Genomic DNA, 23,722 nt, shown 5'->3' with positions numbered 1-23,722 from the left:
GCTTGCCCGCGATAGCCTTGGCACGGTATCGCCTGATACACCCCATTGCCCGCATCGCGAGCAAGCCCGCTCCCACAAGGTTGCGGGCATAAAAAAACGGCCAGGTGATCAACCTGGCCGTTTTTTTGTGTCTGGCTTTGAAGCGCTTATTGCACTTCTACGGCCAGGCTGTCGCTGATTTTCTTCTGCCAGATCGCCGGGCCGGTGATGTGTACCGACTCGCCGTTGCTGTCGACTGCCACGGTAACCGGCATGTCTTTAACGTCAAACTCGTAGATCGCTTCCATGCCCAGTTCGGCAAAGGCCACCACGCGCGACTTCTTGATCGCCTGGGCAACCAGGTAAGCAGCGCCGCCCACGGCCATCAGGTACACGGCTTTGTGTTCCTTGATCGCTTCGATGGCGGTAGGGCCGCGCTCGGATTTGCCGATCATGCCCAGCAAGCCGGTCTGATCAAGGATCTGGCGGGTGAACTTGTCCATCCGCGTCGCGGTGGTCGGGCCGGCAGGGCCAACCACTTCGTCACGCACCGGATCAACCGGGCCAACGTAGTAGATAAAGCGACCCTTGAGGTCTACCGGCAAGGTTTCACCCTTGTTCAGCATTTCGACCATGCGCTTGTGCGCCGCGTCGCGACCGGTGAGCATTTTGCCGTTGAGCAGGACGGTTTCGCCCGGCTTCCAGCTCTGCACATCTTCCGGGGTCAGGGTGTCGAGGTTGACACGGCGGGCCGAAGGGCCTGCTTCCCAGACGATTTCCGGGTAGGCGTCCAGCGGTGGCGCTTCGAGGGCTGCCGGGCCGGAGCCGTCCAGTACGAAGTGGGCGTGACGGGTGGCCGCACAGTTGGGGATCATGCACACCGGCAGCGACGCTGCGTGGGTCGGGTAGTCCATGATTTTGACGTCGAGCACGGTGGTCAGGCCGCCCAGGCCCTGGGCGCCGATGCCCAGCTGGTTGACCTTCTCGAACAGCTCGATGCGCATCTCTTCGATACGGTTGGACGGGCCGCGCTTGATCAGGTCGTGAATGTCGATGGATTCCATCAACACTTCCTTGGCCATCACTGCGGCTTTTTCTGCGGTGCCGCCGATGCCGATGCCGAGCATGCCCGGTGGGCACCAGCCCGCGCCCATGGTCGGAACGGTCTTGAGTACCCAGTCAACGATCGAGTCGGACGGGTTGAGCATGGCCATTTTCGACTTGTTCTCGGAACCGCCGCCCTTGGCTGCCACGTCCACTTCCACGGTGTTGCCCGGGACGATGGAGTAGTGGATGACCGCAGGGGTGTTGTCCTTGGTGTTGCGACGGGCACCGGCCGGGTCGGCCAGGATCGAAGCGCGCAGGACGTTTTCCGGCAGGTTGTAAGCGCGACGCACGCCTTCGTTGATCATGTCGTCCAGGCCCATGGTGGCGCCATCCCAGCGCACGTCCATGCCGACGCGCACGAATACGGTGACGATGCCGGTGTCCTGGCAGATCGGGCGGTGGCCGGTGGCACACATGCGCGAGTTGATCAGGATTTGCGCCATCGAGTCACGGGCCGCTGGCGATTCTTCGCGCAGGTAGGCTTCGTGCATGGCCTGGATGAAGTCCACGGGGTGGTAGTAGGAAATGAATTGCAGGGCGTCAGCAACGCTCTGAATCAGGTCGTCTTGCTTGATCACGGTCATGGGTCGCGCTCCTCTATAAGACGGGAACATACAATCAATAAGGTGTTTGCGACCTTGGTGCATCGGTCTGTCGGAAACATCTTCGCTGGGCATACCGGGCACGCATGACCGGTACAAAAACGGCGCGGCAGTATAACCCGGTACACTGTTTGATACACCGGTAGAGATGCAAACGAAAGTAGGGTGTGCTTTGTAGCCGCTGCCGAAGGCTGTGATAAGGATCTATCGGTCAACATTATTCAACTGTGGGAGCGGGCTTGCTCGCGATTGCATCACCGTGGTGTACGAGATTCACCGCGTCGTCAGCATCGTGAGCAAGCCCACTCCCACAGGTTTACCCTGCGGAGGCCAAGTGCCCGAACTACAAGTTGCCGACCGGCATTGGTCGGTTGCCGATGGCAGCAACCTGCTCGACGCCCTTAATCAGGCCGGTGTAGCGGTGCCCTACAGTTGCCGGGCGGGCAGTTGCCATGCCTGCCTGGTGCATTGTGTGCGTGGCGAGCCCTTCGATCTCAAGCCCGAGGCCCTTGACCGGGCACAGCGTGAGCAGGGCTGGCGCCTGGCGTGCCAGTGCCAGGTGGTCGGGGATTTGCAGGTGGAAACCTTCGATCCGTTGCGCGACGGCTTGCCGGCCGAGGTTGCGGCGCTCGACTGGCCAAGCCCGGGGGTGTTGCGCTTGCGCCTGGTGCCGCAGCGCCCGTTGCGTTATCGCGCCGGCCAGCATCTGGTGCTGTGGACCGGCGGCGTTGCGCGCCCATATTCACTGGCGAGCCTGCCCGAAGAAGACCGCTTTCTGGAGTTTCACCTCGATTGTGCGCACCCCGGTGAGTTCGTTGACGCGGCGCGGCAGTTCAAGCCCGGTGACGTGGTGCGCTTGGGCGAGCTGCGTGGCGGGGCACTGCGTTATGACCCGGACTGGCAGGAGCAACCGCTGTGGCTGCTGGCGTCCGGCACCGGCCTGGGGCCGTTGTACGGCGTATTGCGCGAGGCCTTGCGCCAGGATCATCAAGGCCCGATACGGCTGGTACATGTGGCCCGCGACCAGGCTGAACATTACCTGCGGGACGAACTGCTGGCCTTGGCGCAGGCTTGCCCACAGCTTGTGGTCGAATACCTTGAGCGTCCTCAGCTGCCCGACTACCTGTTACAGATGCGTGTCATCTCGCGCCAGACCCACGCCCTGGTCTGCGGCCACCCCGACACGGTCGATGCCTTTGCCAGGCGTTTGTTTATGGCGGGCTTGCCGCGCAATCAGCTATTGGCCGATGCCTTTCTGACGCGCAGTTGAGGGCACAAAAAAGCCCCGCCTGATCACTCAGGCGGGGCTTTGGATTCAAGCTTTACAGGGCTTAAACCATTTTGTCGCCGACATGCAGGATCTTCATGCCGTTGGTGCCACCGATGGTGTGGTAGCTGTCGCCCTTGGTCAGGATGACCCAGTCGCCTTTTTCCACAACGCCACGCTTGAGCAGCTCGTCAATCGCGGCCTGGCTGACCTGTTCTGGCGGCAGCGATGCCGGGTCGAACGGTACGGTGTACACGCCACGGAACATCGCCGCGCGCGCCTGGGTTTCGCGGTGCGGGGAGTACGCGTAGATCGGCACCGAAGAACGGATGCGCGACATGATCAACGGTGTGTAGCCGCTTTCAGTCAGGGCGATGATCGCTTTGACACCCGGGAAGTGGTTGGCGGTGTACATGGCCGCCAGCGCAATGCTCTGGTCGCAGCTTTCGAACGTTTTACCGATGCGGTGGCTGGAGGTTTTGCTGGTCGGGTGCTTTTCAGCGCCGACGCAAATACGCGCCATCGCCTGCACGGCTTCCAGCGGGTAGGCACCGGCAGCACTTTCAGCCGAGAGCATCACGGCGTCGGTGTAGTCGAGAACGGCGTTGGCAACGTCGGACACTTCGGCACGAGTTGGCATCGGGTTCTGGATCATCGACTCCATCATCTGGGTTGCCACGATCACTGCTTTATTGTGGCGACGTGCGTGCAGGATGATTTTCTTCTGGATGCCCACCAGCTCGGCATCGCCGATTTCAACGCCCAGGTCGCCACGGGCAACCATGACCGCGTCGCTGGCCTTGATCAGGCCGTCGAGGGTTTCGTCATCGGCTACGGCTTCGGCGCGTTCAATCTTCGCTACCAGCCAGGCGGTACCGCCTGCTTCATCGCGCAGTTGGCGGGCGTATTCCATGTCGGCAGCGTCACGCGGGAACGACACGGCCAGGTAGTCGACCTGCATTTCGGCAGCCAGCTTGATGTCGGCCTTGTCTTTTTCAGTCAGGGCCGGCGCGGTCAGGCCGCCACCGCGACGGTTGATGCCTTTGTGGTCAGACAACGGGCCACCGATCAGCACGGTGCAGTGCAGGGCGTCTTCAGTGGCGGTGTCTACACGCATGACCACACGACCGTCGTCGAGCAGCAGCTCGTCGCCGACGCCGCAGTCTTTAACCAGATCCGGGTAGTCGATGCCGACCACTTGCTGGTTGCCTTCGGTCAACGGATGGCTGGTGGAGAAGGTGAATTGATCACCGATCTTCAGCTCGATCTTTTTGTTGGCGAATTTGGCGATACGGATTTTCGGGCCTTGCAGGTCACCCAGCAGGGCTACGAAACGACCGTGCTTGGCAGCGATGTCACGTACCAGCTTGGCACGAGCCTTGTGCTCGTCGGGGGTGCCGTGGGAAAAGTTCAGACGGGCAACGTCCAGGCCAGCGAGGATCAGCTGTTCCAGCATTTCCGGTGAATTGCTGGCAGGGCCAAGTGTGGCAACAATTTTGGTTCGACGAACAGACATGCAAAGACTCCTGAGTTCAAGCGCTGCCAAAGGCTACTATGGTCTTTGGCTGTAGTCATTGTTCCTCTGCACTACTTTCTGCTTAAGTTGTGGTGCATCGGGTCTGTTGTCTGAAGAATCTGGCCGTGGGGTCGATACACTGTTGTGAACAGGAGATACCCATGCGAATCGTGCTCGTTTTATTGTTGGTCGCCAGTGCGGCCGGTTGCACCCGTTGGTCGATGAACCATCACTTGAACAATGCTTACCGGGCCTATGATCGCGGTAACTGCGAGGCGGTGATGCTTGAGTTGTCGGAGGTTGACCGCGATAGCAGAAGCCGTCCGTACATCTGGCCACAAACAGCTATGCTCCGTGGGCTGTGTCTGGAGCGTACGAAGTTTTACCTGGATGCGGCCCAAACGTATCAATACATCATCAACGAATTTCCCAAGAGTGAATATGCCTATCGGGCCAAGGCCCGGATCGAGACACTGCGCATTCTCAAGTTCATCCCGGGCCCCGGCGCAGCCGCCCAGGGGGTGCCTGTGAGCATCCCATGATGAGCGAAATTTAAACTGGTCATTTGTACCCGGTTGACTACTATTAAATTCGTTTGAGTGCTTTTGGTTTTTGTTGGTACTCAAACGGTTTTATTCCTTCTTGGCAGCTTGATATGTCGAGCTTCAGCTGAAGGTGGCGGGCAGATTTTCACGGGGTTGTTGACCCGGTTGTGGGGCAGGGCGTTTCGAGACGCCAGCGCGGCCATGCTCAATGGCCTCTCTATAGTGAATTCGAACATGGTTATCGAACGGCTTATCCTGCGGCACCAACTGACGTGTTTCCTGAAAGTGTTCAATCGGTTCACGGACAAGCCCATAGGTTATCTGGGCAATGTGTCTGATGGCGGGTTGATGCTGATCAGCCAGCTGCCGATGCTGGTGGACGCCAATTTCGAGTTGCGGCTCAAGCTGCCCGATACCGACGGCTGCCCGCAATTTATTGATCTGACGGCGCGCTGCCTGTGGTGTCGCGAGGATGCTACGCCGCACTACTATGACTCCGGATTTATCCTGTATCAGCCGCCTGCCGAGTACGTCGGGTTGATCAGTGCCTTGCAACGCTACTTCAGCTTTCAGCCCTTGCAGGCTTCTGCCTAGGGCTGGTCTTGCCCGGGTTTGAGCGCCTAGACTGTCGAGGTCTACTGCTTAGGAACACCCCGTGACCTCTATTTTCTGGTACGACTACGAAACCACTGGCATCAACCCGCGCTGCGACCGGGCCGTGCAAGTGGCCGGCATCCGCACCGACCTGGAACTCAATGAGATTGATCAGCCGGTCAATCTCTACTGCCAGCCAAGCGACGACATCCTCCCGCATCCGATGGCCTGCCTGATCACCGGTATCACCCCTGGCCGCCTCGAAGACAAGGGGCTGGGCGAAGCCGAGTTCATGACCCGCACCCATGCCCAGCTGGCGTTGCCTGGCACCTGCGGGGCGGGCTACAACTCGTTGCGCTTCGATGATGAAGTCACCCGCTACAGCCTGTACCGAAATTTCTTCGACCCTTATGCGCGTGAGTGGCAGGGTGGCAACAGCCGCTGGGATTTGATTGATGTGGTGCGCACCGCCTACGCCCTGCGCCCGGAAGGGATCGTCTGGCCAGAAGAGGACGGCCGGGTGACCCTCAAGCTTGAACGCTTGACGGCGGCCAACGGCATCGATCATGGCCAGGCCCACGATGCGTTGTCCGATGTGCGCGCAACCATTGCCCTGGCCCGGTTGATTCGCGACAAACAACCCAAGTTATATGAGTGGTTGTTCCAGTTGCGCAGCAAACAGCGGGTGCTTGACCAAGTTCGACTGTTGCAGCCCATGCTGCATATTTCGGGGCGTTTTTCTGCGGCCCGGCATTATGCCGGCGTGGTATTGCCATTGGCCTGGCATCCGAAGAACCGCAATGCCTTGATTGTGTGCGATCTGCACTTTGATCCGCAGCCATTGCTGGATATGGATGCCGAGTCTTTGCGCAAGATGCTTTATACCCGTCGTGATGAATTGCCTGACGGCCAATTACCGATTCCGCTCAAGCTGATACAGATTAATCGTTGCCCGGTGGTGGCCCCCTTGAATGTTGTACGCGCGCAGGATCAACAGCGTTTGCAACTGGACATGGACCTCTATCAGGCGCGAGCGCGCAGCCTTGTAGAGGCCCGGGAAGTTTGGCAAGACAAGTTGTCGGCCATTTATGCGCATGAAGACTTCACGCCCAGTGAAGATCCCGAGCAGCAATTGTACGACGGCTTTATCGGCGATCGAGACCGTCGCCTGTGTGAGCAAGTCAGAAACAGTGACCCCGAACAATTGGCCAAAGATACATGGCCTTTTGATGATGAGCGCTTGCCTGAATTGTTATTCCGTTACCGCGCGCGAAACTTTCCGTACACCCTGGATGCACAGGAACTGGAGCGCTGGCAGGTGTTCTGCCAACAGCGTTTGTCGGACCCTGCAATGGGGGCGCCCATGACCCTGGATAGCTTTATGCAGGCAGCCGACGAGTTGTCGCGCAGTGCCACGCCAGCCCAGCTAAAGCTGTTGGGGGAGTGGCAACGCTATGCGCAGGCCTTGAGCCGGCGTGTGGGGCTGAGCCCGTCAGGCGAGGGCGCGGACTGACACACAGGCAATAAAAAACGCCAGCAAGCTGGCGTTTTTTAATGGCATCGCAAAAGGGTTGCGTACCGGGGGTGTTACTTAGTCCAGCAAAGTCGCCCAGCCTTCAACCACGTCGCTGCCCCACTTGGCTTTCCACTCTTTCAGAGTTTTGTGGTTGCCACCTTTGGTTTCAATCACTTCGCCATTGTGTGGGTTTTTGTATTGTTTAACCTTGCGGGCACGTTTGGTGCCGGTGGTTTTAACAACACCGCGTGGTGCTTTGCTTACTTTGGATTCCGGATCCAGAAGCGCGATGATATCGCGTAGCGATTTCTGGTACTCGCCCATCAGAGTGCGCAGTTTGCCTTCAAATTCCAGCTCGGTTTGAAGTTTGTCGTCTTCAGACAGGTTCTTCAGGCGAGCTTGCAGTTCTTTGATGGCTTCTTCAGTTGCGCGATATTCGTTGATCAAGGACATGAGGATAACCTTATGTTGAAAAGGGGTAACAGGGATACAGTGGCGCAATAGTAGTCAGACAGTTACTGCAAGTAAACCTGTAACAGACGATTAATTTAAATTTTTATCCATTAACTTCGCACTCGTCAATATGAGTGCTATTAAATAGACGAAGCGCCAGCTGGGTTATTAAGGGGGATGAATAACCCATGTCAATTGTCCTTAAATACCGATGCAGGCCACGCCGCTGCTGGCGTGGGCCACAGGCTGCGCGACCCAATGGCGCAGGCGCCAGGGTGTAACGAATACTGCAGTTTTGCTGCGCACTCGCTAGAATGGCGGCCTTAGTAAAGTTTTTGGAGTTTTCCCCTCATGCGCACTTTTCGGTTGGTGATTGCGTGCCCCGACGGCGTCGGCATTGTCGCCAAGGTCAGCAATTTCCTTGCCTCCCACAATGGCTGGATCACTGAAGCGAGCCATCACTCGGACGACCAGAGCGGTTGGTTCTTTATGCGTCACGAGATTCGTGCCGATTCCTTGCCATTCGGGCTTGAGGCTTTTCGTGAGGCATTTGCCCCGATTGCCGAAGAGTTTTCGATGGAGTGGCGCATTACCGATACGGCGCAGAAAAAACGCGTGGTGTTGATGGCCAGCCGTGAATCCCACTGCCTGGCAGACTTGCTGCATCGCTGGCACAGCGATGAACTGGACTGCGATATCTCTTGCGTGATCTCCAACCACGATGACCTGCGCAGCATGGTCGAGTGGCATGGCATCCCGTTCTACCATGTGCCGGTCGACCCCAAGAACAAGGAGCCGGCATTCGCCGAAGTGTCGCGACTGGTCAAGCATCACGATGCTGAAGTGGTGGTACTGGCCCGTTACATGCAAATCCTGCCGCCTGATTTGTGCCGCGAATATGCTGGTCAGGTCATCAACATCCACCACAGCTTCCTGCCGTCGTTCGTGGGCGCCAAGCCTTACCACCAGGCTTCGATGCGTGGCGTGAAGCTGATCGGTGCAACGTGCCATTATGTGACTGAAGAGCTGGACGCCGGTCCCATCATCGAGCAGGACGTGGTGCGCGTCAGCCACAGTGACAGCATTGAAGACATGGTGCGATTCGGCCGTGATGTCGAGAAGATGGTACTGGCCCGTGGCCTGCGCTATCACCTTGAAGACCGCGTGCTGGTGCATGGCAACAAGACAGTCGTGTTTTAAGCAGTAGTCGCTGCCGCAGGCTGCGAAGGGTTGCGTAGCAACTGGTTTCCTTGACGACTGCGAGGACCTCATCGCAGCCGCAGCAAAGAGAAGGGTTCGTCATGACTGATCCGCTCGACAAGGCCACTTCCAGTGCCCCGGCTACCTTGGGCGAAGGGTGCCTGAGTCGCTATGACCCGGATGCCCTCAGTTCCGAGGATGGCACCGACTTCCCCGATGCCGCCAGGCTTTGGGATGCGCTGCAGCAAGCTTCAGGCGACATGCCTGAAGCCAGCTGCGCTACATCAGATACGGAAACTGCCCACCAGTTGCTTCAGGCGCACAGCCTGTTGCTCCAGGTCGGAGCAGGCACGAAGGGTTGATTGCAGGTTTTCAACGCCTTCCTGGTTCAGCGTATTGATTTCGGTAATGTCCATGTTGATCGACTCGACCACCGAGGTTTGCTCTTCGGTTGCCGTGGCCACGGACTGGTTCATCCCGTCAATCTCGCCAATACGCTCGGTCACGCTGATCAAGCGCTCGCCTGCGCGGTTGGCGATTTCCACGCTGTCCTGGCTGTGACGCTGGCTTTCTTCCATGGTGCTCACTGAGCCGCGGGCGCTGACCTGCAACTCCTCGATCATTTTTTGCACCTGTTGCGCCGATTCCTGGGTGCGATGGGCCAGGTTGCGCACTTCATCGGCCACCACGGCAAAACCGCGTCCGGCTTCACCAGCACGCGCCGCTTCAATGGCAGCGTTAAGCGCCAGCAGGTTGGTTTGTTGGGAAATACTGGTGATCACTTCCAGGATCTGACCGATATTCACTGTCTTGTCGTTCAGCGCTTCGATATGGCCGCTGGAGGTGCCCAGCAGTTGCGACAGTTGCTGCATCGAGCTGATGCTGCGTTCAACCACCTGCTGGCCTTCTTCAGCCAGGCCGCGTGCGTCGCTGGCCTGGTGCGAGGCCTGGGCGGCATTGCGGGCGATCTCTTGCGCAGCGGCGCCCAGCTCGTTGATGGCGGCGGCGACACTGTTGGTGCGGCTCGCTTGCTCGTCAGAGTTAAGCATCGACGAATTGGAGGCACTGACCACCCGCAGGGCCACTTCGTTGAGCTGTTCTGTGGCCGAGGCCACTTCGCTGATCGAGGTGTGGATACGTTCCACAAAGCGGTTGAACGCGCTGCCCAGAATACCGAACTCATCCTGGGATTCGACCGCCAGGCGGCGCGTCAGGTCGCCTTCACCTTCGGCAATGTTTTGCATGGCGCGGGTCATGACGTGCAGGGGTTGCATCAGCAAGCGGATCAACAGGCCGAGCAGGGCGATGATCGACACCACAGCAATCACCGTGGCGATAATCGCCGAGGTGCGGAATTCGCTGAGTGCGGCGAAAGCCTGTTCCTTGTCAACCGACAGGCCGATATACCAGTTGGCCGAACCCAGCCCTTTGACAGGGGCAAAGGTCACAATCCGGGCTTTGCCGTTGACCTGGATCTCGCTCAAGTCGGTAGTGATCGCAGGGGTGTCCTGAGGGTAGATATCTTTCAGGTTTTTGGTCACCAGACTTTTGTCCGGGTGTACCAGGATTTCGCCATCGGCATTGATCAGAAAGGCGTAACCCATGCCGTTGAAATTCAGTGCGTTGATACTGTCGGTGATGGCTTGCAGGGTCATGTCGGCACCGACTACGCCCAGGGTTTGCCCGGCTTTTTTCACTGGCGCGCCGATGGTGATGACCATTTGCCCGGTGGCGGCATCGATATAAGGCTTGGTCAGGCTCGATGAGCTGCTGTTGAGCGCATCCTTGTACCAGGGCCGGGTGCGCGGGTCATAACCGTCAGGCATCTTGCTGTCGGGGCGAATGGTAAAACCGCCCTGGCTGTCACCAAAGTAAACCGACATAAAGGTATTGCTGAGGGTTTTTTGCTCCAGCAGATTTGCCACCTGGCCAGGCTCCGGGGTCAGGGCGATGGTTTCGGCAAGGTTTTGCGCCAGCAGAATCCGGCCTCCCAGCCATGTCTGAATGTTATTGGCGGTGACACTCCCCATTTCATTGAGGTAGTTGTCCAGGTTGTGGCGAATGGCGTTGCGTTGCAGGTAATCGTTGTACAGCGTAAATAGCGAAAAGGCGGCTATTACGATCAGGGACGCGGCAAGCAGGATTTTATGGCTGAAACGCAGGTTTTTATTCATGGCTTGAAGGGTCCGCTAAAGTCTAAAAGTGTGAGGCGTACACTCTGGTAAAACGCGCGCTCTGCACATCACTGCCAAAACAGGGCAAGTTGGCTGTTTATCAAGGCGCTTTACGACGCTAAATCCGGATTTTTCTGGTCTAGCATTCAGTGTGTATCGACCCGCGATCGGGAAAGATTAATCAAAGGTGGCAAAATGCCTGACTCTTCTGCTCTAGTACTGGGTGCCGACCTTTCGGGCCAGCCCATCGCACAGTCTTTACGCCTGGCCAACCGCCACGGCCTAGTGGCGGGGGCCACGGGCACGGGTAAAACCGTCACCCTGCAGCGTCTGGCCGAACAGTTCAGCGATGCCGGGGTGGCTGTGTTTGCGGCTGATATCAAGGGCGACCTGTGCGGTCTGGGCGCCGCGGGCAACCCCCAGGGCAAAATCGCGGAGCGAATTGCGGGCATGCCGTGGCTTGACTACGCCCCCAAGGCCTATCCGGTCACCCTTTGGGATATACAGGGCAAGACCGGCCATCCGTTGCGCACAACCTTGAGTGAAATGGGGCCGTTGCTGTTGGGCAGTCTGCTGGAACTGACCGATAGCCAGCAGTCGGCGCTGTATGCCGCGTTCAAGGTGGCGGACCGTGAAGGCCTGTTGCTGCTCGATCTCAAAGACCTCAAGGCGCTGCTCAACCACCTGCGCGATAACCCCCAGGTACTGGGTGATGACGCGGCCCTTATGACCACCGGCTCCAGCCAGGCGTTGTTGCGGCGCCTGGCAACCCTTGAGCAGCAAGGTGCCGAAGCCCTGTTTGGTGAGCCTGCACTGCAACTGGAAGATATCTTGCAGCCGGCCAGCGATGGTCGCGGGCAGATTCACCTGCTCGATGCCAGTCGTTTGGTGCATGAAGCGCCCAAGGTGTATGCGACTTTCCTGCTATGGCTACTCGCAGAGCTTTTTGAGCAATTGCCCGAGCGCGGCGATGCCGACAAGCCGTTACTGGCGCTGTTTTTCGATGAGGCACACCTGCTGTTTGCCGATACCCCGAAAGCCTTGCAGGACCGACTGGAGCAAGTAGTGCGGTTGATTCGTTCCAAGGGTGTAGGGGTGTATTTCGTCACGCAATCGCCAGCGGACTTGCCGGATGCGGTCCTTGCGCAACTGGGGTTGCGTATCCAGCATGGCTTGCGGGCCTTTACGGCGAAAGAGCAGAAGTCCCTGAAAGCTGTGGCCGACGGCTTTCGCCCCAATCCGGCATTCAATGCGCTGGCCGTGCTGACCGAACTGGGCACGGGGGAGTCGCTGGTGGGCATGCTTGAGGAAAAAGGCACGCCGGCGATGGTGCAGCGCGTCCTGATTGCGCCACCGCAATCGCGCATCGGCCCGCTTACTGAAGCCGAGCGGGCGGCGCTGATCAGCGGTTCGGCGTTGCAGGGGCGCTATGACAAGCCCATAGATCGTGAGTCGGCTTATGAAATTCTGATGGCGCGCAAGGGCGTGGCGCCTGAAGCGCAAGCGCAAGCACAAGCACCAACTGCACCGCATGAGCCCGGGCTGCTTGATCAGGCCGGGGAGTTTTTGGGTAGCGCAGCAGGCAAGGCCTTGCAATCCATGGCACGCCAGGCTGCGAACCAGATGGGTCGCCAATTGGTGCGCGGGTTACTGGGGTCGCTGTTGGGCGGCAGCAAGCGTAAATAAACAGGTGTGAAAAATGCCCAGGTGGGAGCGGGCTTGCTCGCGATGCAGGCGACAAGGTCTGTCAGATAGACAGCAGTGATGCCATCGCGAGCAAGTCGAATCGTCGCCCCCGCCGTTTTTTGCGCCTAGGGCTTGGGTTTAGCGTGACTCGCCAGGCGCTCAAGGGCCGCACGCAAGGCCGGGTCGGTGATGCCCTCGGCCGTTGCCTGAATGGTCTGGGCGGCATCAACTGACAAGTCCAGTGTGTGCCCCGCGACCTTGGCCAGCACCGTAGGCGGCTGCACTTTGAACAAAATTCGGGTCAGGCTGGCAAATTCGTCGAACGCCTGCAATTGGCGCAGCAGGCGTTTTTGCTGATAGCGCAGGCGAGTGGCCCAATGGCCGTCGGTCACGATCAGCAACAAACTGCCTTCACGCCATGAGGCGACGTGACAGTGTTCGCGTGCAGCCGGCTGCAGCTGGCTTTCAAGCAGGCGTTGCAGGTGTGCCAGACGCTTGGCATGGCCAAAAATGGCTTTTAGGGGCTTGGCCTCGCGCAACAGGACGGAGGGTGCCCGCGCTGGATGTGGGCGAAATGCCATGTTCAAGCACCAGAGAAAACAGAGCAGCAATCTTAGCAGAAACCGGCAGTTGACTCGTGGGGATCCGGTTTCATTAAGATTTATTTACGAAATCAATGAGTAACTTCTCGTGTTAATGGGTTGAAGTTCAGCAAAAAGCCCTTATTTTAGGAAAGCCCCTTCACAACGCAGTACCAGTATCGTGGAATAACGCCACTTTCCTCACCGCCGTTTCCGGGTAGAATGCTCGCTCGCATGCGGCCATCAGGGCTGCTCGGGCGACTCTCGGGGCCGCCCTCCATCCCTATGTGTGGAAGATCCTGCCGATATGTTTGCGCCTTTGTTAAAGAAACTTTTTGGAAGCAAGAACGAGCGCGAAGTCAAACGCATGCTCAAGACAGTTCAGGTCGTCAATTCCTTGGAAGAGCAAATGGTTGCTCTGACTGATGAGCAATTGCGCGCCAAGACCCAAGAGTTCAAGGCCCGCATAGCCAAAGGTGAGACCCTCGACCAACTGTTGCCGGAAGCCTTTGCGGTTTGCCGCGAAGCGGGCAAGCGTGTCATGGGCATGCGTCACTTCGACGTACAGTTGATCGGCGGCATGACCTTGCACGAAGGCAAGATCGCTGAAATGCGTACCGGTGAAGGCAAGACCCTGGTAGCGACCCTTGGGGTTTACCTCAATGCGCTATCGGGCAAAGGCGTACACGTTATTACCGTGAACGACTACCTGGCTCGCCGGGATGCCAACTGGATGCGTCCGCTCTACGAATACCTGGGCCTGACGGTCGGTGTTGTCACACCGTTCCAGCCGCCTCAGGAAAAGCGTGAAGCCTACGCCGCCGACATCACCTACGGTACCAACAACGAGTTTGGCTTTGATTACCTGCGCGACAACATGGCTTTCAGCATGGAAGAAAAATTCCAGCGTGAGCTTAACTTCGCAGTGATCGACGAAGTCGACTCCATCCTGATCGACGAAGCCCGTACGCCGCTGATCATCTCCGGCCAGGCCGAAGACAGCTCCAAGCTCTACACCGAAATCAACAAGTTGATCCCGCGCCTTGAGCTGCATGTCGAGGAAGTCGAAGGCGAAGTGACCAAGCCTGGCCATTTCACCATTGATGAGAAGACTCGCCAGGTTGAGCTGAACGAAGCGGGTCACCAGTTTGTTGAAGAAATGCTCACCCAGATCGGCTTGCTGGCCGAAGGCGAAAGCCTGTACTCGGCGCACAACCTGGGCCTGTTGACCCATGTGTACGCTGCACTGCGCGCGCACAAGCTGTTCAACCGCAACGTTGAATACATCGTTGAAGACGGCCAGGTATTGCTGGTTGACGAACACACTGGCCGTACCATGCCAGGTCGTCGTTTGTCCGAAGGCCTGCACCAGGCGATCGAAGCGAAGGAAGGCCTGAATATTCAGGCAGAAAGCCAGACCCTGGCCACGACCACCTTCCAGAACTACTTCCGTCTGTACAACAAGCTGTCGGGCATGACCGGTACTGCGGACACCGAAGCGTTCGAGTTCCACCAGATCTACGGTCTGTCGGTGATGGTGATCCCGCCGAACAAGCCGCTGGCGCGTAAAGACTACAACGACCTGGTATTCCTCACCGCGGACGAGAAGTACGCGGCGATCGTGGCAGACATCAAGGACTGCATGGCCAAGGGCCGTCCGGTGCTGGTGGGTACGGCCACCATCGAGACTTCCGAGCACATGTCCAACCTTCTCAAGAAGGAAGGCATCGAGCACAAGGTCCTGAACGCCAAGTTCCACGAAAAAGAAGCTGAAATCATCGCACAGGCCGGTCGTCCGGGCGCGCTGACCATTGCAACCAACATGGCCGGTCGTGGTACCGACATCCTGCTGGGCGGCAACTGGGAAGTTGAGGTTGCCTCCCTGGAAAACCCGACACCGGAGCAGATCGCACAGATCAAGGCTGATTGGCAGAAGCGTCACCAGCAAGTGCTGGAGTCGGGCGGCCTGCATGTCATCGCTTCCGAGCGTCACGAATCGCGCCGTATCGACAACCAGCTGCGTGGTCGTGCCGGTCGTCAGGGTGACGCGGGTTCCAGCCGCTTCTATCTGTCGCTTGAAGACAGCCTGATGCGCATCTTCGCCTCTGACCGGGTGAAGAACTTCATGAAGGCCCTGGGCATGCAGTCTGGCGAAGCGATCGAGCACCGCATGGTGACCAACGCGATCGAAAAGGCCCAGCGCAAGGTTGAAGGTCGCAACTTCGATATCCGTAAGCAATTGCTGGAGTTCGACGACGTTAACAACGAACAGCGTAAAGTGATTTATCACATGCGTAACACGTTGCTGGCGGCCGACAATATCGGTGAAACCATCGCCGACTTCCGCAAGGACGTTCTGGACAGCACCATCAGCGCTCACATCCCGCCACAGTCGTTGCCGGAGCAGTGGGACGTTGCAGGCCTGGAAGCTGCCATCGAAAGCGGCTTCGGGGTGAAACTGCCGATCCAGCAATGGCTCGACGAAGATGATCACCTGTACGAAGAGACCCTGCGTGAGAAGCTGCTGGCCGAGCTGATTGCCGCTTACAACGAGAAAGAAGAGCAGGCCGGTGCCGAAGCACTGCGCACGTTCGAGAAGCAGATTGTGCTGCGCGTTCTGGATGACCTGTGGAAAGACCACCTGTCGACCATGGACCACCTGCGCCACGGTATCCACTTGCGCGGCTATGCGCAGAAGAACCCGAAGCAGGAGTACAAGCGCGAGTCGTTCAACCTGTTCTCCGAGCTGCTTGACTCGATCAAGCGTGACTCGATCCGTGTACTGTCCCATGTACAGGTTCGTCGCGAGGATCCGGTCGAAGAAGAAGCACGTCTGCGTCAGGAAGCTGAAGATCTGGCCTCGCGCCTGCAGTTCCAGCATGCCGAAGCGCCAGGCCTCGATCAGCCGGATGCGATGGCCCAGGTGCTGCAAGGTGCTGACGTCGAAGATGTTGTGGCGGCAACCGAGCCTGCGCGCAGCGAGCCGAAGCTGGGTCGCAACGAGCTGTGCTACTGCGGCTCGGGCAAGAAATACAAGCACTGTCACGGGCAAATCAACTAAAGCCCGCTTCAACTGCTGAAACACCTGCGCCGCGACCGGCATTAGCCGTCGCGGCGTTTTACCATTGAATTTCCGTCCTTTTGCGGCGGCGCACAGAACTTTTTAGGAGCGCGTCATGGCTGTTGGTCTTGGTCCTTTGCCTGTTTTGCACCCGGTGGCCGGTTTCGAACTGGGTATCGCTTCTGCCGGTATCAAGCGCGCAGGGCGCAAGGACGTGGTGGTTATGCGCTGCGCCGAAGGCTCCAGCGTAGCGGGTGTGTTCACCCTCAATGCATTTTGCGCAGCGCCCGTGATCCTGGCCAAACAACGCGTGCAAGGCCCGATACGTTACCTGCTGACCAATACCGGTAATGCCAATGCGGGCACCGGTGAGCCGGGGCTGATCGCTGCAACCCGGACCTGCGCCAGGCTGGCTGAGCTGACCGGCGTCGATGCCAGTGCCGTGCTGCCATATTCCACCGGGGTGATTGGCGAGCCGCTGCCTGTCGAGAAGATCGAAGGCGCACTGCAGGCCGCGCTGGATGACCTGTCAGAGAACCACTGGGCTGAAGCCGCAACCGGCATCATGACCACCGACACTCTGCCCAAGGGTGCCAGTCGCCAGTTCGAGCACGAGGGTGTAACCATCACCGTGACCGGTATCAGCAAGGGTGCGGGCATGATTCGTCCAAACATGGCCACCATGCTGGGCTACATTGCCACCGACGCCAAAGTTGCCCGCGACGTGTTGCAAAACCTGCTGCTCGACGGTGCGAACAAGTCGTTCAACCGCATCACTATCGATGGCGATACTTCAACCAACGACTGCTGCATGCTGATTGCCACCGGCAAGGCCGCCTTGCCTGAAATCAGCGAAGCCAGCGGCCCGCTGTTTGCTGCGTTGAAACAGGCGGTGCTGGAAGTCTGCATGGAAGTGGCACAGGCCATCGTGCGTGACGGTGAGGGTGCGACCAAGTTTGTCACCGTTGAAGTGAATGGCGGCGCCAATCACCAGGAATGCCTGGACGTGGGCTACACCGTGGCCCACTCGCCACTGATCAAGACTGCACTGTTTGCCTCGGACCCGAACTGGGGTCGTATCCTCGCCGCCGTAGGCCGTGCTGGGGTGCCGGATCTGGACGTGAGCAAGATCGATGTATTCCTGGGTGAAGTGTGCATCGCCAGCGGCGGCGCCCGTTCGGCTACATACACCGAAGAGCAGGGCTCGGCAGTGATGGCGCGCGAAGAAATCACCATCCGCATCGAGCTGGGCCGTGGTGCTTGCAGCGAGACCATCTGGACTACGGACCTGTCCCACGAGTATGTGAAAATCAACGCCGAGTACCGTACCTAAGTCGTCTCGACATCACGGGGCTGCCAGCCGATCCTGCGCGGGCAGCACCGTGATGCCTTGAGGGCATCAGATTCCCCCCCCCCTAATTCTCAAGGTGTCTGTGTATGAGCTTCCACCTGATCATTGGCGACAAGTTGCATTCATCGTGGTCCCTGCGTGGCGCGTTGGCGCTGGATCTGGCGGGTGCTCCCTATACCGAGACCCTGATAAAACTGGGTCAGCCCGACACTCGGGCCTTGATCCTGCAGCATTCGGCAACGGGCAAGGTACCGTTGCTCCAGACCGAACACGGCACCATCGCCGATTCCCTGGCGATTGCCGAATACCTGAACGAGCGCTTCCCGGCAGCGCAAATGTGGCCTGCAGATACCGCGGCGCGGGCCCAGGCTCGCTCGGCGTGTGCGCAAATGCACAGCGACTTTTTTGGCTTGCGCAGCAATCTGCCCTTTGACTTGAGTCGCGACCGGGCACTGGTGCCCATGCCTGCCGAGGCCCAGGCCGATATCGACAGAATGACAGCCCTGTGGGCGCAGTGCCGCGCCGTGGCGACCGAGCCCGGGCCGTACCTGTTTGGACGACTGAGCCTGGCGGATGCTTTTTTCGCACCAGTGGCGGTGCGTCTTCGTACCTACCGTGTTGCGCTGTCAGCCGAAGATGAAGCCTATATCGACGCCATTTACCAATGGCCTGCGTTTAAAGCCTGGCAACAGGCCGGATTAGAGGAAGTACAAGGGTGAAACGAGTTCATGTGGCTGCGGCCGTTATCCGGGGCACAGACGGCAAGATTCTGATCGCCCGTCGCGCTGACACTCAGCATCAAGGCGGCCTCTGGGAGTTTCCCGGCGGCAAGGTCGAGGCGGGTGAGTCGGTGGAAGCGGCGCTGGGGCGCGAGTTGCAAGAGGAGCTGGGTATTGTGGTCAAGGCTGCCCGACCTTTGATCAAGGTTCAGCATGACTACCCCGACAAGCATGTCTTGCTCGATGTGTGGGAAGTGTCGGATTTTACTGGCGAACCACATGGGGCAGAAGGTCAGCCCTTGGCTTGGGTCAGCCAGCGCGAGTTGGCGGGCTACGAGTTTCCGCAGGCCAACCAGCCCATTGTTGCCGCTGCCCGCTTGCCCGATCAGTACTTGATTACCCCGGATGGCCTGGAAACCCCGGAGTTGTTGCGCGGTATCCAGAAGGCCATTGCTGGCGGCACCCAGCTGATTTCGTTGCGAGCGCCCAATGGCTATGACCCCAAGTACCGTGACCTGGCGGTGGACGCTACCGGGCTGTGTGCTGCCAAGGCGCAATTGATGCTCAAGGGGCCGCTGGAGTGGCTGGGGGATTTCCCGTCGGCTGGCTGGCACCTGACCGCTGCACAATTGCGCAAGTACGCCGCCAAGGGCCGTCCATTGCCAAAAGACCGCTGGTTGGCGGCTTCCTGCCATAACGCCGAAGAACTGGCGCTGGCCGAGCAGATGGATGTGGACTTTGTGACCCTGTCGCCGGTGCTGGCGACCCAGACTCACCCGGACACACCGCCACTGGGTTGGGAGCAGGCACAGCAACTGATTGCCAATTTCAGCAAGCCGGTGTTTTTGCTGGGCGGGCTGGGCCCTGATGATCGTCAGCAAGCCTGGAGCGTTGGTGCACAGGGCGTTGCAGGTATTCGGGCGTTCTGGCCGCAGGTGTAAAAAACTGCACAAAACCCAGTGGGAGCGGGCTTGCTCGCGATGGCATCACTGCGATGTACCTGCCTGAGCGCGGTGCCTTTATCGCAGGCAGGCCAGCTCCCACAAGTTCTGTACCTGATCGTCAGGCCTTCGGCTTGGCCGCCGCTTGCCACAGGATTTCAGCTATTCCCTGGCGCCTGGCAATCAGGCGCGCGGCGACAAACAGCAAGTCAGATAAACGATTGATATACGCCAGCCCCACGCCTGCCAGTGGCTCAAGTGCATTGAGTTGCTGGCAGCGGCGTTCGGCACTGCGCGCCAGGCTACGGCATACATGGGCTTGGGCGATCAGGCTCGAACCGCCGGGCAGAATGAAATTCTCAAGTGGCCCCAGCTCTTCGTTCCAGCGATCGATTGCGGTTTCAAGGCGCTCGATTTCAATATTGTTGAGCGCCTGATATTCGGGCATTGCCAGTTCCCCGCCCAGGTCAAACAAGCGGTGCTGACAAGGCTCAAGCACTTCAATCAGCTCGCCAAGGCCCGGATTCTGGGCGCTGTGCTCAATAAGCCCGGCCAGCAGCAGGCCGAGCTGGCTGTTAAGCGTATCGACTTCGCCGATGGCCTCTATACGCGGGTGATCCTTGGGAACGCGGCGGCCGTCGCCAAGCCCTGTTTCGCCTTTGTCGCCGGTACGGGTGTAGATTTTCGATAAGCGAAAGCCCATGTTTACAGTTCCACCTTGGTAGGTTCGGGGGAGGCCAGCTGGTTGCCGGCCAAAGGCAGGCGCAGGGTAAAGCAGGTGCCTTGGCCCTGGGTCGAGTGAACTTCCATTTGGCCCTTGTGGTTGTTGGTAATGATGAAGTACGACACGGACAGACCAAGCCCCGTGCCCTGGCCAACTTCCTTGGTGGTGAAGAAGGGTTCGAAAATTCGTTTGCGTACAGCCTCGGGCATGCCGACGCCGTTGTCCTCGACTTGTATTTCCGCCCAGGGCGGGTTGAGTCTGGTGCGCAGGGTTATGCGCCCCGGCTCGCTCTGGTCGGCACGTTGATGAATGGCCTGGGCGGCGTTCTTCAGCAGGTTGAGCAATACCTGCTCCAGCTCGTTGGGGATACCGGGAACAGGCCCCAGTTGCGGGTCGAACTGGCGGACAATGGCTTGCCCCATAAAATCAAAGCCAATGGTCAAGTCGAAATCATTGCTGGCGATGTCCAGAGCCTGATCAATCAGGGCCGACAGATCACAGGGGCTCATCTGCCGATTGCTGCGCCGGCTAAAGCTGAGCATATGGGTGACGATTTTCGCGGCGCGTGCACCGGCCTGTTGAATGCCATCAAGCAGCTGCGGGATTTCCCGGGCCTGCAGGTAGTGATTGACCACCTCCAGGTCGATGCCGGTCTGTTCGGCTTGTTCGATATTCTTGGGCAAGTCGCTCGACAGGCGCCGGCGAATGTTCTGCACGTTATGCAGGATGGCTCCCAACGGATTGTTGATTTCGTGAGCCATGCCGGCAGCCAGTCCACCAACGGATAGCATTTTTTCTGATTGCACCATCATGTCTTCCAGCGACAGGCGCTGGGTGATGTCATCGATGCGGATTACCACGCCGCGCCCACCGCCGCCCATAAGCGGGTAAAAGGTCAAGGCATAGTGGCGGGCATCTTCGCCCTGGGTCCAGGTAACCCGTTCAATTTTTGCCACCTGATGGTGCTCAATCGTGTCCTTGAGTTGCGGCAGGAAGGGCTTGAGAGGAGCAAATGCCAGCTCTATGGGCTTGTTCAATGCTTCATCCAGTTGCGTGCCCGAAAGGGCGCTGGCTTCCTGGTTCCACTGGGTCACATAGAGCTGTTCGTCCAGTGCGATCAGCGCCGAAGGCATGGAGTCGATGATGCAGTTGAGATAGTTCTGAAAGCCGGTGAGTTTCTTCTCTATTTTGCTGCGTACCTGTACTTCCAGTTCCAGTTTGCGATTGGTGTTGCGGGTTTCTTCAGCCAGCGACTGCGCTTGATCGTACGCCTGGCGGGCCTCGTCACGTGCGCGCTTGAGCTCTTGATCGCGTACTTCGATGCGCGACAGCATGGTGTTGAACGCTTCGGCCAGGCTGCCGATTTCGTCGTTGTTGCCAGGCGCGGCACGCAATGCGTAATTCTCTTCGCGGGTTACCTGGCGGGACAACTCTTCGAGGCGGTGAATGGGTTGGGTAATCAGGCGCTTGATCTGCCGGGCTACCACAAACCAGAGTAAAACACTGAATAACAGAATGCCCAGGCTGGCAGTCAAGGTGCCGGTATAGAAGGCCATGGGCAGTTCGCTGCTGGCGATCAACAGCAAATGCCCGGGGGGCTGGTCGCCGTGGTGCAGGCGTGTCACTTGATGGCTGCGCAGCTCGGTCAGGCTCCAGGCCTCAAGCTGGCGATAGTGCTCCGGCAGGGGCAAGTGTTCGCCATGCTGCAACTGCACCAGCAGGTTACCCGCGCTGTCATAGATGGCCGCTGCGCGCAGGGGGGCGTAGCTGCCGATTTCATTGAGCAGGGCTTTGGCGCTTTGCGGCGAGTCCAGGGCATGGACGATCAGTTCCGGCTCGGACGTCAGTTGCCCCAGTGTCTGCAAGGCCTGCGGGGCGGTGCTCTCATGGGAGATCCAGTACGCCACGCTGATAAATGTCAAATTGGCCACCAGCAATACGGCAGCCAGCAGGATGAGCAGGGCGGCCAGCAACTTCTGGTCTACCGGAAGGTTTTCAAGGCGCTGGCGCAAGGGCATGGGAGGGCCGTCTGGACAAGAATATGCAGGCAGGGTAGCGCGGGCTTCAGTTGCAGGGCAATCCGCGCTGTTGCAGGTGCCGGGTCAAGCGCTGGTGCAGCTGCTGCAAGTGTGGCACCGCGAACTGTCGGCGCTGGGCTGCTTCACAGGCATAGCCCAGCAGGTAGCTGATTTCGGTACGACGGCCTTGGGCAACATCCTGATGCATCGATGAGTAGTTATTGGCAGTGGCCTGGATCACCCGCAGCACTTCCAGGCCCAGATCAACCGCCGCCTCGGGCTGGCCGCAATGCTCAAGCAGGCTGGCGAGTTCGGTACAGAGGGTCTGTACTTCAGCCGTGTGGGCCTGCAAGCCGCCATTGCGGCAGTTATACAGAACGGTCAGTGGGTTGATCGCACAGTTAAGGGCCAGTTTTCGCCAGAGCCGGCTCAGAATATTCGGGCTCCATTCGTGGGCAATGCCGCTGCGTTGCAGCTCTTCAAGCCATGCCGGGGCCGGGGCTTGCCCGGTATCACCCAGCCAGGTATGGCCGCGGCCGGCAAATACCACGCGCCAGTCACCATCGCGAAAGGCGCCTTCGGTACTGGAAGCGAACAGGCAGCGTGCCTGGGGCACCAGGGCGGCAACTGCTTGCTGGCTGCCGAGGCCGTTCTGCAACAGGATCAGCTCGGCATTAACCGTGAGCCGCCCGGCGATTTGCGCGACGGCCTGCTCTGCGTCATAGGCCTTGCAGGCGACCAGCAGGCGCTGGATCGGCTCGTCAGTTTCAGGGATTTGCGCACTGATGGCCCATTGTTGCGAATCTTCGTCTTCAATCAGGGTCAACCCTTGCGCCGCTTTATAGGCTTGCAGGCGCTCGGCGTTGCGCAGGATGAGTTTGACGGGCAGGCCAGCCCGGGTCAGGCGCGTGGCCCACAGCATGCCCATGCTGCCAGCCCCCAGGATGTGCCAGGTGACAGGCGTAGTGAAGTGGGGCAGGGGCAGGGCAGAATCTGGCATGTGAGCTCGCAAGTGAATGAAGTCGAAGAACCGCTATAATGCCCGCGCATTTTAACTGTCAGGCCAGGCGTGCTCCATCTGTGTTGAGCGCGCCCTTTATTATTGGAGAAAATTACATGCCGTCGTTCGACGTGGTATCCGAACTGGACAAGCACGAAGTCACCAACGCCGTCGAGAACGCCGTCAAGGAGCTGGACCGTCGTTATGACCTCAAGGGCAAAGGCACTTTTGAGTTCAAGGAAAAGGATCTGACGGTCAACCTGACCGCCGAAGCCGACTTCCAGCTTGAAGCAATGATCGAGATCCTCAAGCTGGCCCTGGTCAAGCGCAAGATCGACGTTCAGTGCCTTGAGGTCAAGGATGCTTATGCATCGGGCAAATTGATGAAGCAGGAAGCCGTGCTCAAGGAAGGCATTGATAAAGAGCTGGCGAAGAAAATCGTCGCCCATGTCAAGGATGCCAAGCTCAAGGTTCAGGCCGCCATCCAGGGCGAGCAGGTGCGCATCACCGGCAAGAAGCGTGATGACCTGCAAGAGGCCATTGCTGCACTGCGTGCCAAGACGTTCGACATGCCGCTGCAGTTCAACAACTTCCGCGACTGATAACAGGCCTGGGAACCTATGGGGCTCATTGACGTCCGATTTTCCTGGGCGCTGCGCAAACGATTTAGCGGCCAGGGCTGCTTTAT

At 58.8% G+C, this 23,722-nt stretch carries 19 protein-coding genes and 1 pseudogene; 11 read left to right on the top strand and 9 right to left on the bottom strand.

Annotation, left to right across the window (positions count from 1 at the left end; genetic code table 11):
- Positions 1-146: 146 nt before the first annotated feature.
- Complete coding sequence (locus tag AB3G35_RS20065) at positions 147-1,670, bottom strand: fumarate hydratase (RefSeq protein WP_016782200.1); 1,524 nt, start codon at positions 1,668-1,670, stop codon at positions 147-149.
- Between the two features lie 352 nt (positions 1,671-2,022).
- Here AB3G35_RS20065 and AB3G35_RS20060 point away from each other — a divergent pair, with 352 nt between their 5' ends.
- A complete protein-coding gene (locus AB3G35_RS20060; RefSeq protein WP_016782201.1) occupies positions 2,023-2,958 on the top strand; it encodes an iron-sulfur-binding ferredoxin reductase in 936 nt (311 codons plus the stop codon).
- 61 nt (positions 2,959-3,019) lie between these two features.
- Here AB3G35_RS20060 and pyk read toward each other — a convergent pair whose 3' ends face one another.
- Entirely contained in the window at positions 3,020-4,471 is a 1,452-nt protein-coding gene (gene pyk, locus AB3G35_RS20055; RefSeq protein ID WP_016782202.1) for a pyruvate kinase, read from the bottom strand.
- 161 nt (positions 4,472-4,632) lie between these two features.
- Here pyk and AB3G35_RS20050 point away from each other — a divergent pair, with 161 nt between their 5' ends.
- The 3 genes from AB3G35_RS20050 to sbcB all read left to right on the top strand — a co-directional run bounded on the left by AB3G35_RS20050 (position 4,633) and on the right by sbcB (position 7,123).
- Positions 4,633-5,013 carry a tol-pal system YbgF family protein gene (locus AB3G35_RS20050; protein WP_369781987.1) on the top strand — a complete coding sequence of 127 codons (381 nt, stop codon included), beginning with the start codon at positions 4,633-4,635 and terminating at the stop codon, positions 5,011-5,013.
- Positions 5,014-5,250: 237 nt separating this feature from the next.
- Entirely contained in the window at positions 5,251-5,610 is a 360-nt protein-coding gene (locus AB3G35_RS20045; RefSeq protein ID WP_016782204.1) for a PilZ domain-containing protein, read from the top strand.
- Positions 5,611-5,671: 61 nt separating this feature from the next.
- The gene (sbcB, locus tag AB3G35_RS20040; RefSeq protein WP_169886126.1) at positions 5,672-7,123 is read left to right on the top strand and encodes an exodeoxyribonuclease I; all 1,452 of its coding nucleotides are present in this window, start codon (positions 5,672-5,674) and stop codon (positions 7,121-7,123) included.
- A gap of 78 nt (positions 7,124-7,201) precedes the next feature.
- On the opposite strand, the gene mvaT is transcribed toward sbcB, so the two are convergent.
- On the bottom strand, positions 7,202-7,579 hold the full coding sequence (mvaT, locus tag AB3G35_RS20035) for a histone-like nucleoid-structuring protein MvaT (protein WP_016782206.1): 378 nt from the start codon (positions 7,577-7,579) through the stop codon (positions 7,202-7,204).
- Positions 7,580-7,930: 351 nt separating this feature from the next.
- On the opposite strand from mvaT, the gene purU reads away from it, so the two are divergent.
- Positions 7,931-8,779: a formyltetrahydrofolate deformylase gene (gene purU / locus AB3G35_RS20030; RefSeq protein ID WP_016782207.1), complete on the top strand. Its 849-nt coding sequence runs from the start codon at positions 7,931-7,933 to the stop codon at positions 8,777-8,779.
- A gap of 284 nt (positions 8,780-9,063) precedes the next feature.
- Here purU and AB3G35_RS20025 read toward each other — a convergent pair whose 3' ends face one another.
- Positions 9,064-9,828, bottom strand: a complete 765-nt coding sequence (locus AB3G35_RS20025; RefSeq protein WP_369782759.1) for a methyl-accepting chemotaxis protein — start codon at positions 9,826-9,828, stop codon at positions 9,064-9,066.
- Between the two features lie 93 nt (positions 9,829-9,921).
- Positions 9,922-10,953, bottom strand: a pseudogene (locus tag AB3G35_RS20020) (cache domain-containing protein); the annotation flags it as partial.
- 195 nt (positions 10,954-11,148) lie between these two features.
- On the opposite strand from AB3G35_RS20020, the gene AB3G35_RS20015 reads away from it, so the two are divergent.
- Complete coding sequence (locus tag AB3G35_RS20015; RefSeq protein WP_369781986.1) at positions 11,149-12,639, top strand: helicase HerA-like domain-containing protein; 1,491 nt, start codon at positions 11,149-11,151, stop codon at positions 12,637-12,639.
- Between the two features lie 125 nt (positions 12,640-12,764).
- On the opposite strand, the gene AB3G35_RS20010 is transcribed toward AB3G35_RS20015, so the two are convergent.
- Complete coding sequence (locus AB3G35_RS20010; protein WP_016782210.1) at positions 12,765-13,220, bottom strand: DUF721 domain-containing protein; 456 nt, start codon at positions 13,218-13,220, stop codon at positions 12,765-12,767.
- Positions 13,221-13,527: 307 nt separating this feature from the next.
- Here AB3G35_RS20010 and secA point away from each other — a divergent pair, with 307 nt between their 5' ends.
- The 4 genes from secA to AB3G35_RS19990 all read left to right on the top strand — a co-directional run bounded on the left by secA (position 13,528) and on the right by AB3G35_RS19990 (position 19,292).
- Entirely contained in the window at positions 13,528-16,281 is a 2,754-nt protein-coding gene (gene secA, locus AB3G35_RS20005) for a preprotein translocase subunit SecA (RefSeq protein WP_016782211.1), read from the top strand.
- Between the two features lie 115 nt (positions 16,282-16,396).
- On the top strand, positions 16,397-17,614 hold the full coding sequence (gene argJ, locus AB3G35_RS20000) for a bifunctional glutamate N-acetyltransferase/amino-acid acetyltransferase ArgJ (protein WP_169883137.1): 1,218 nt from the start codon (positions 16,397-16,399) through the stop codon (positions 17,612-17,614).
- A gap of 104 nt (positions 17,615-17,718) precedes the next feature.
- Positions 17,719-18,351, top strand: coding sequence for a glutathione S-transferase family protein (locus tag AB3G35_RS19995; RefSeq protein WP_095039981.1), 633 nt, complete (start codon positions 17,719-17,721; stop codon positions 18,349-18,351).
- Entirely contained in the window at positions 18,348-19,292 is a 945-nt protein-coding gene (locus AB3G35_RS19990; RefSeq protein WP_016782214.1) for a Nudix family hydrolase, read from the top strand. Before AB3G35_RS19995 ends, AB3G35_RS19990 begins: the two co-directional genes overlap by 4 nt.
- Positions 19,293-19,413: 121 nt before the next feature.
- Here AB3G35_RS19990 and AB3G35_RS19985 read toward each other — a convergent pair whose 3' ends face one another.
- Genes AB3G35_RS19985 through AB3G35_RS19975 form a run of 3 tightly spaced genes read right to left on the bottom strand, consistent with a single transcriptional unit; the run spans position 19,414 to position 22,956 of the window.
- A complete protein-coding gene (locus AB3G35_RS19985) occupies positions 19,414-19,995 on the bottom strand; it encodes a cob(I)yrinic acid a,c-diamide adenosyltransferase (protein ID WP_016782215.1) in 582 nt (193 codons plus the stop codon).
- Positions 19,996-19,997: 2 nt separating this feature from the next.
- A complete protein-coding gene (locus tag AB3G35_RS19980) occupies positions 19,998-22,034 on the bottom strand; it encodes an ATP-binding protein (protein WP_369781983.1) in 2,037 nt (678 codons plus the stop codon).
- Between the two features lie 46 nt (positions 22,035-22,080).
- Positions 22,081-22,956, bottom strand: a complete 876-nt coding sequence (locus tag AB3G35_RS19975; protein ID WP_037001503.1) for a putative 2-dehydropantoate 2-reductase — start codon at positions 22,954-22,956, stop codon at positions 22,081-22,083.
- Between the two features lie 194 nt (positions 22,957-23,150).
- Between AB3G35_RS19975 and AB3G35_RS19970 the strand changes: the two genes are divergently transcribed.
- Complete coding sequence (locus AB3G35_RS19970) at positions 23,151-23,636, top strand: YajQ family cyclic di-GMP-binding protein (protein ID WP_007906601.1); 486 nt, start codon at positions 23,151-23,153, stop codon at positions 23,634-23,636.
- Positions 23,637-23,722 lie beyond the last annotated feature (86 nt).

Origin of the sequence: Pseudomonas sp. WC2401 (genome assembly GCF_041200115.1) — a bacterium.
Classification (GTDB): domain Bacteria; phylum Pseudomonadota; class Gammaproteobacteria; order Pseudomonadales; family Pseudomonadaceae; genus Aquipseudomonas; species Aquipseudomonas fragi.
The sequence above is the reverse complement of the archived record's forward strand: the minus strand, read 5'-3'. Positions and strand labels throughout refer to the sequence as shown.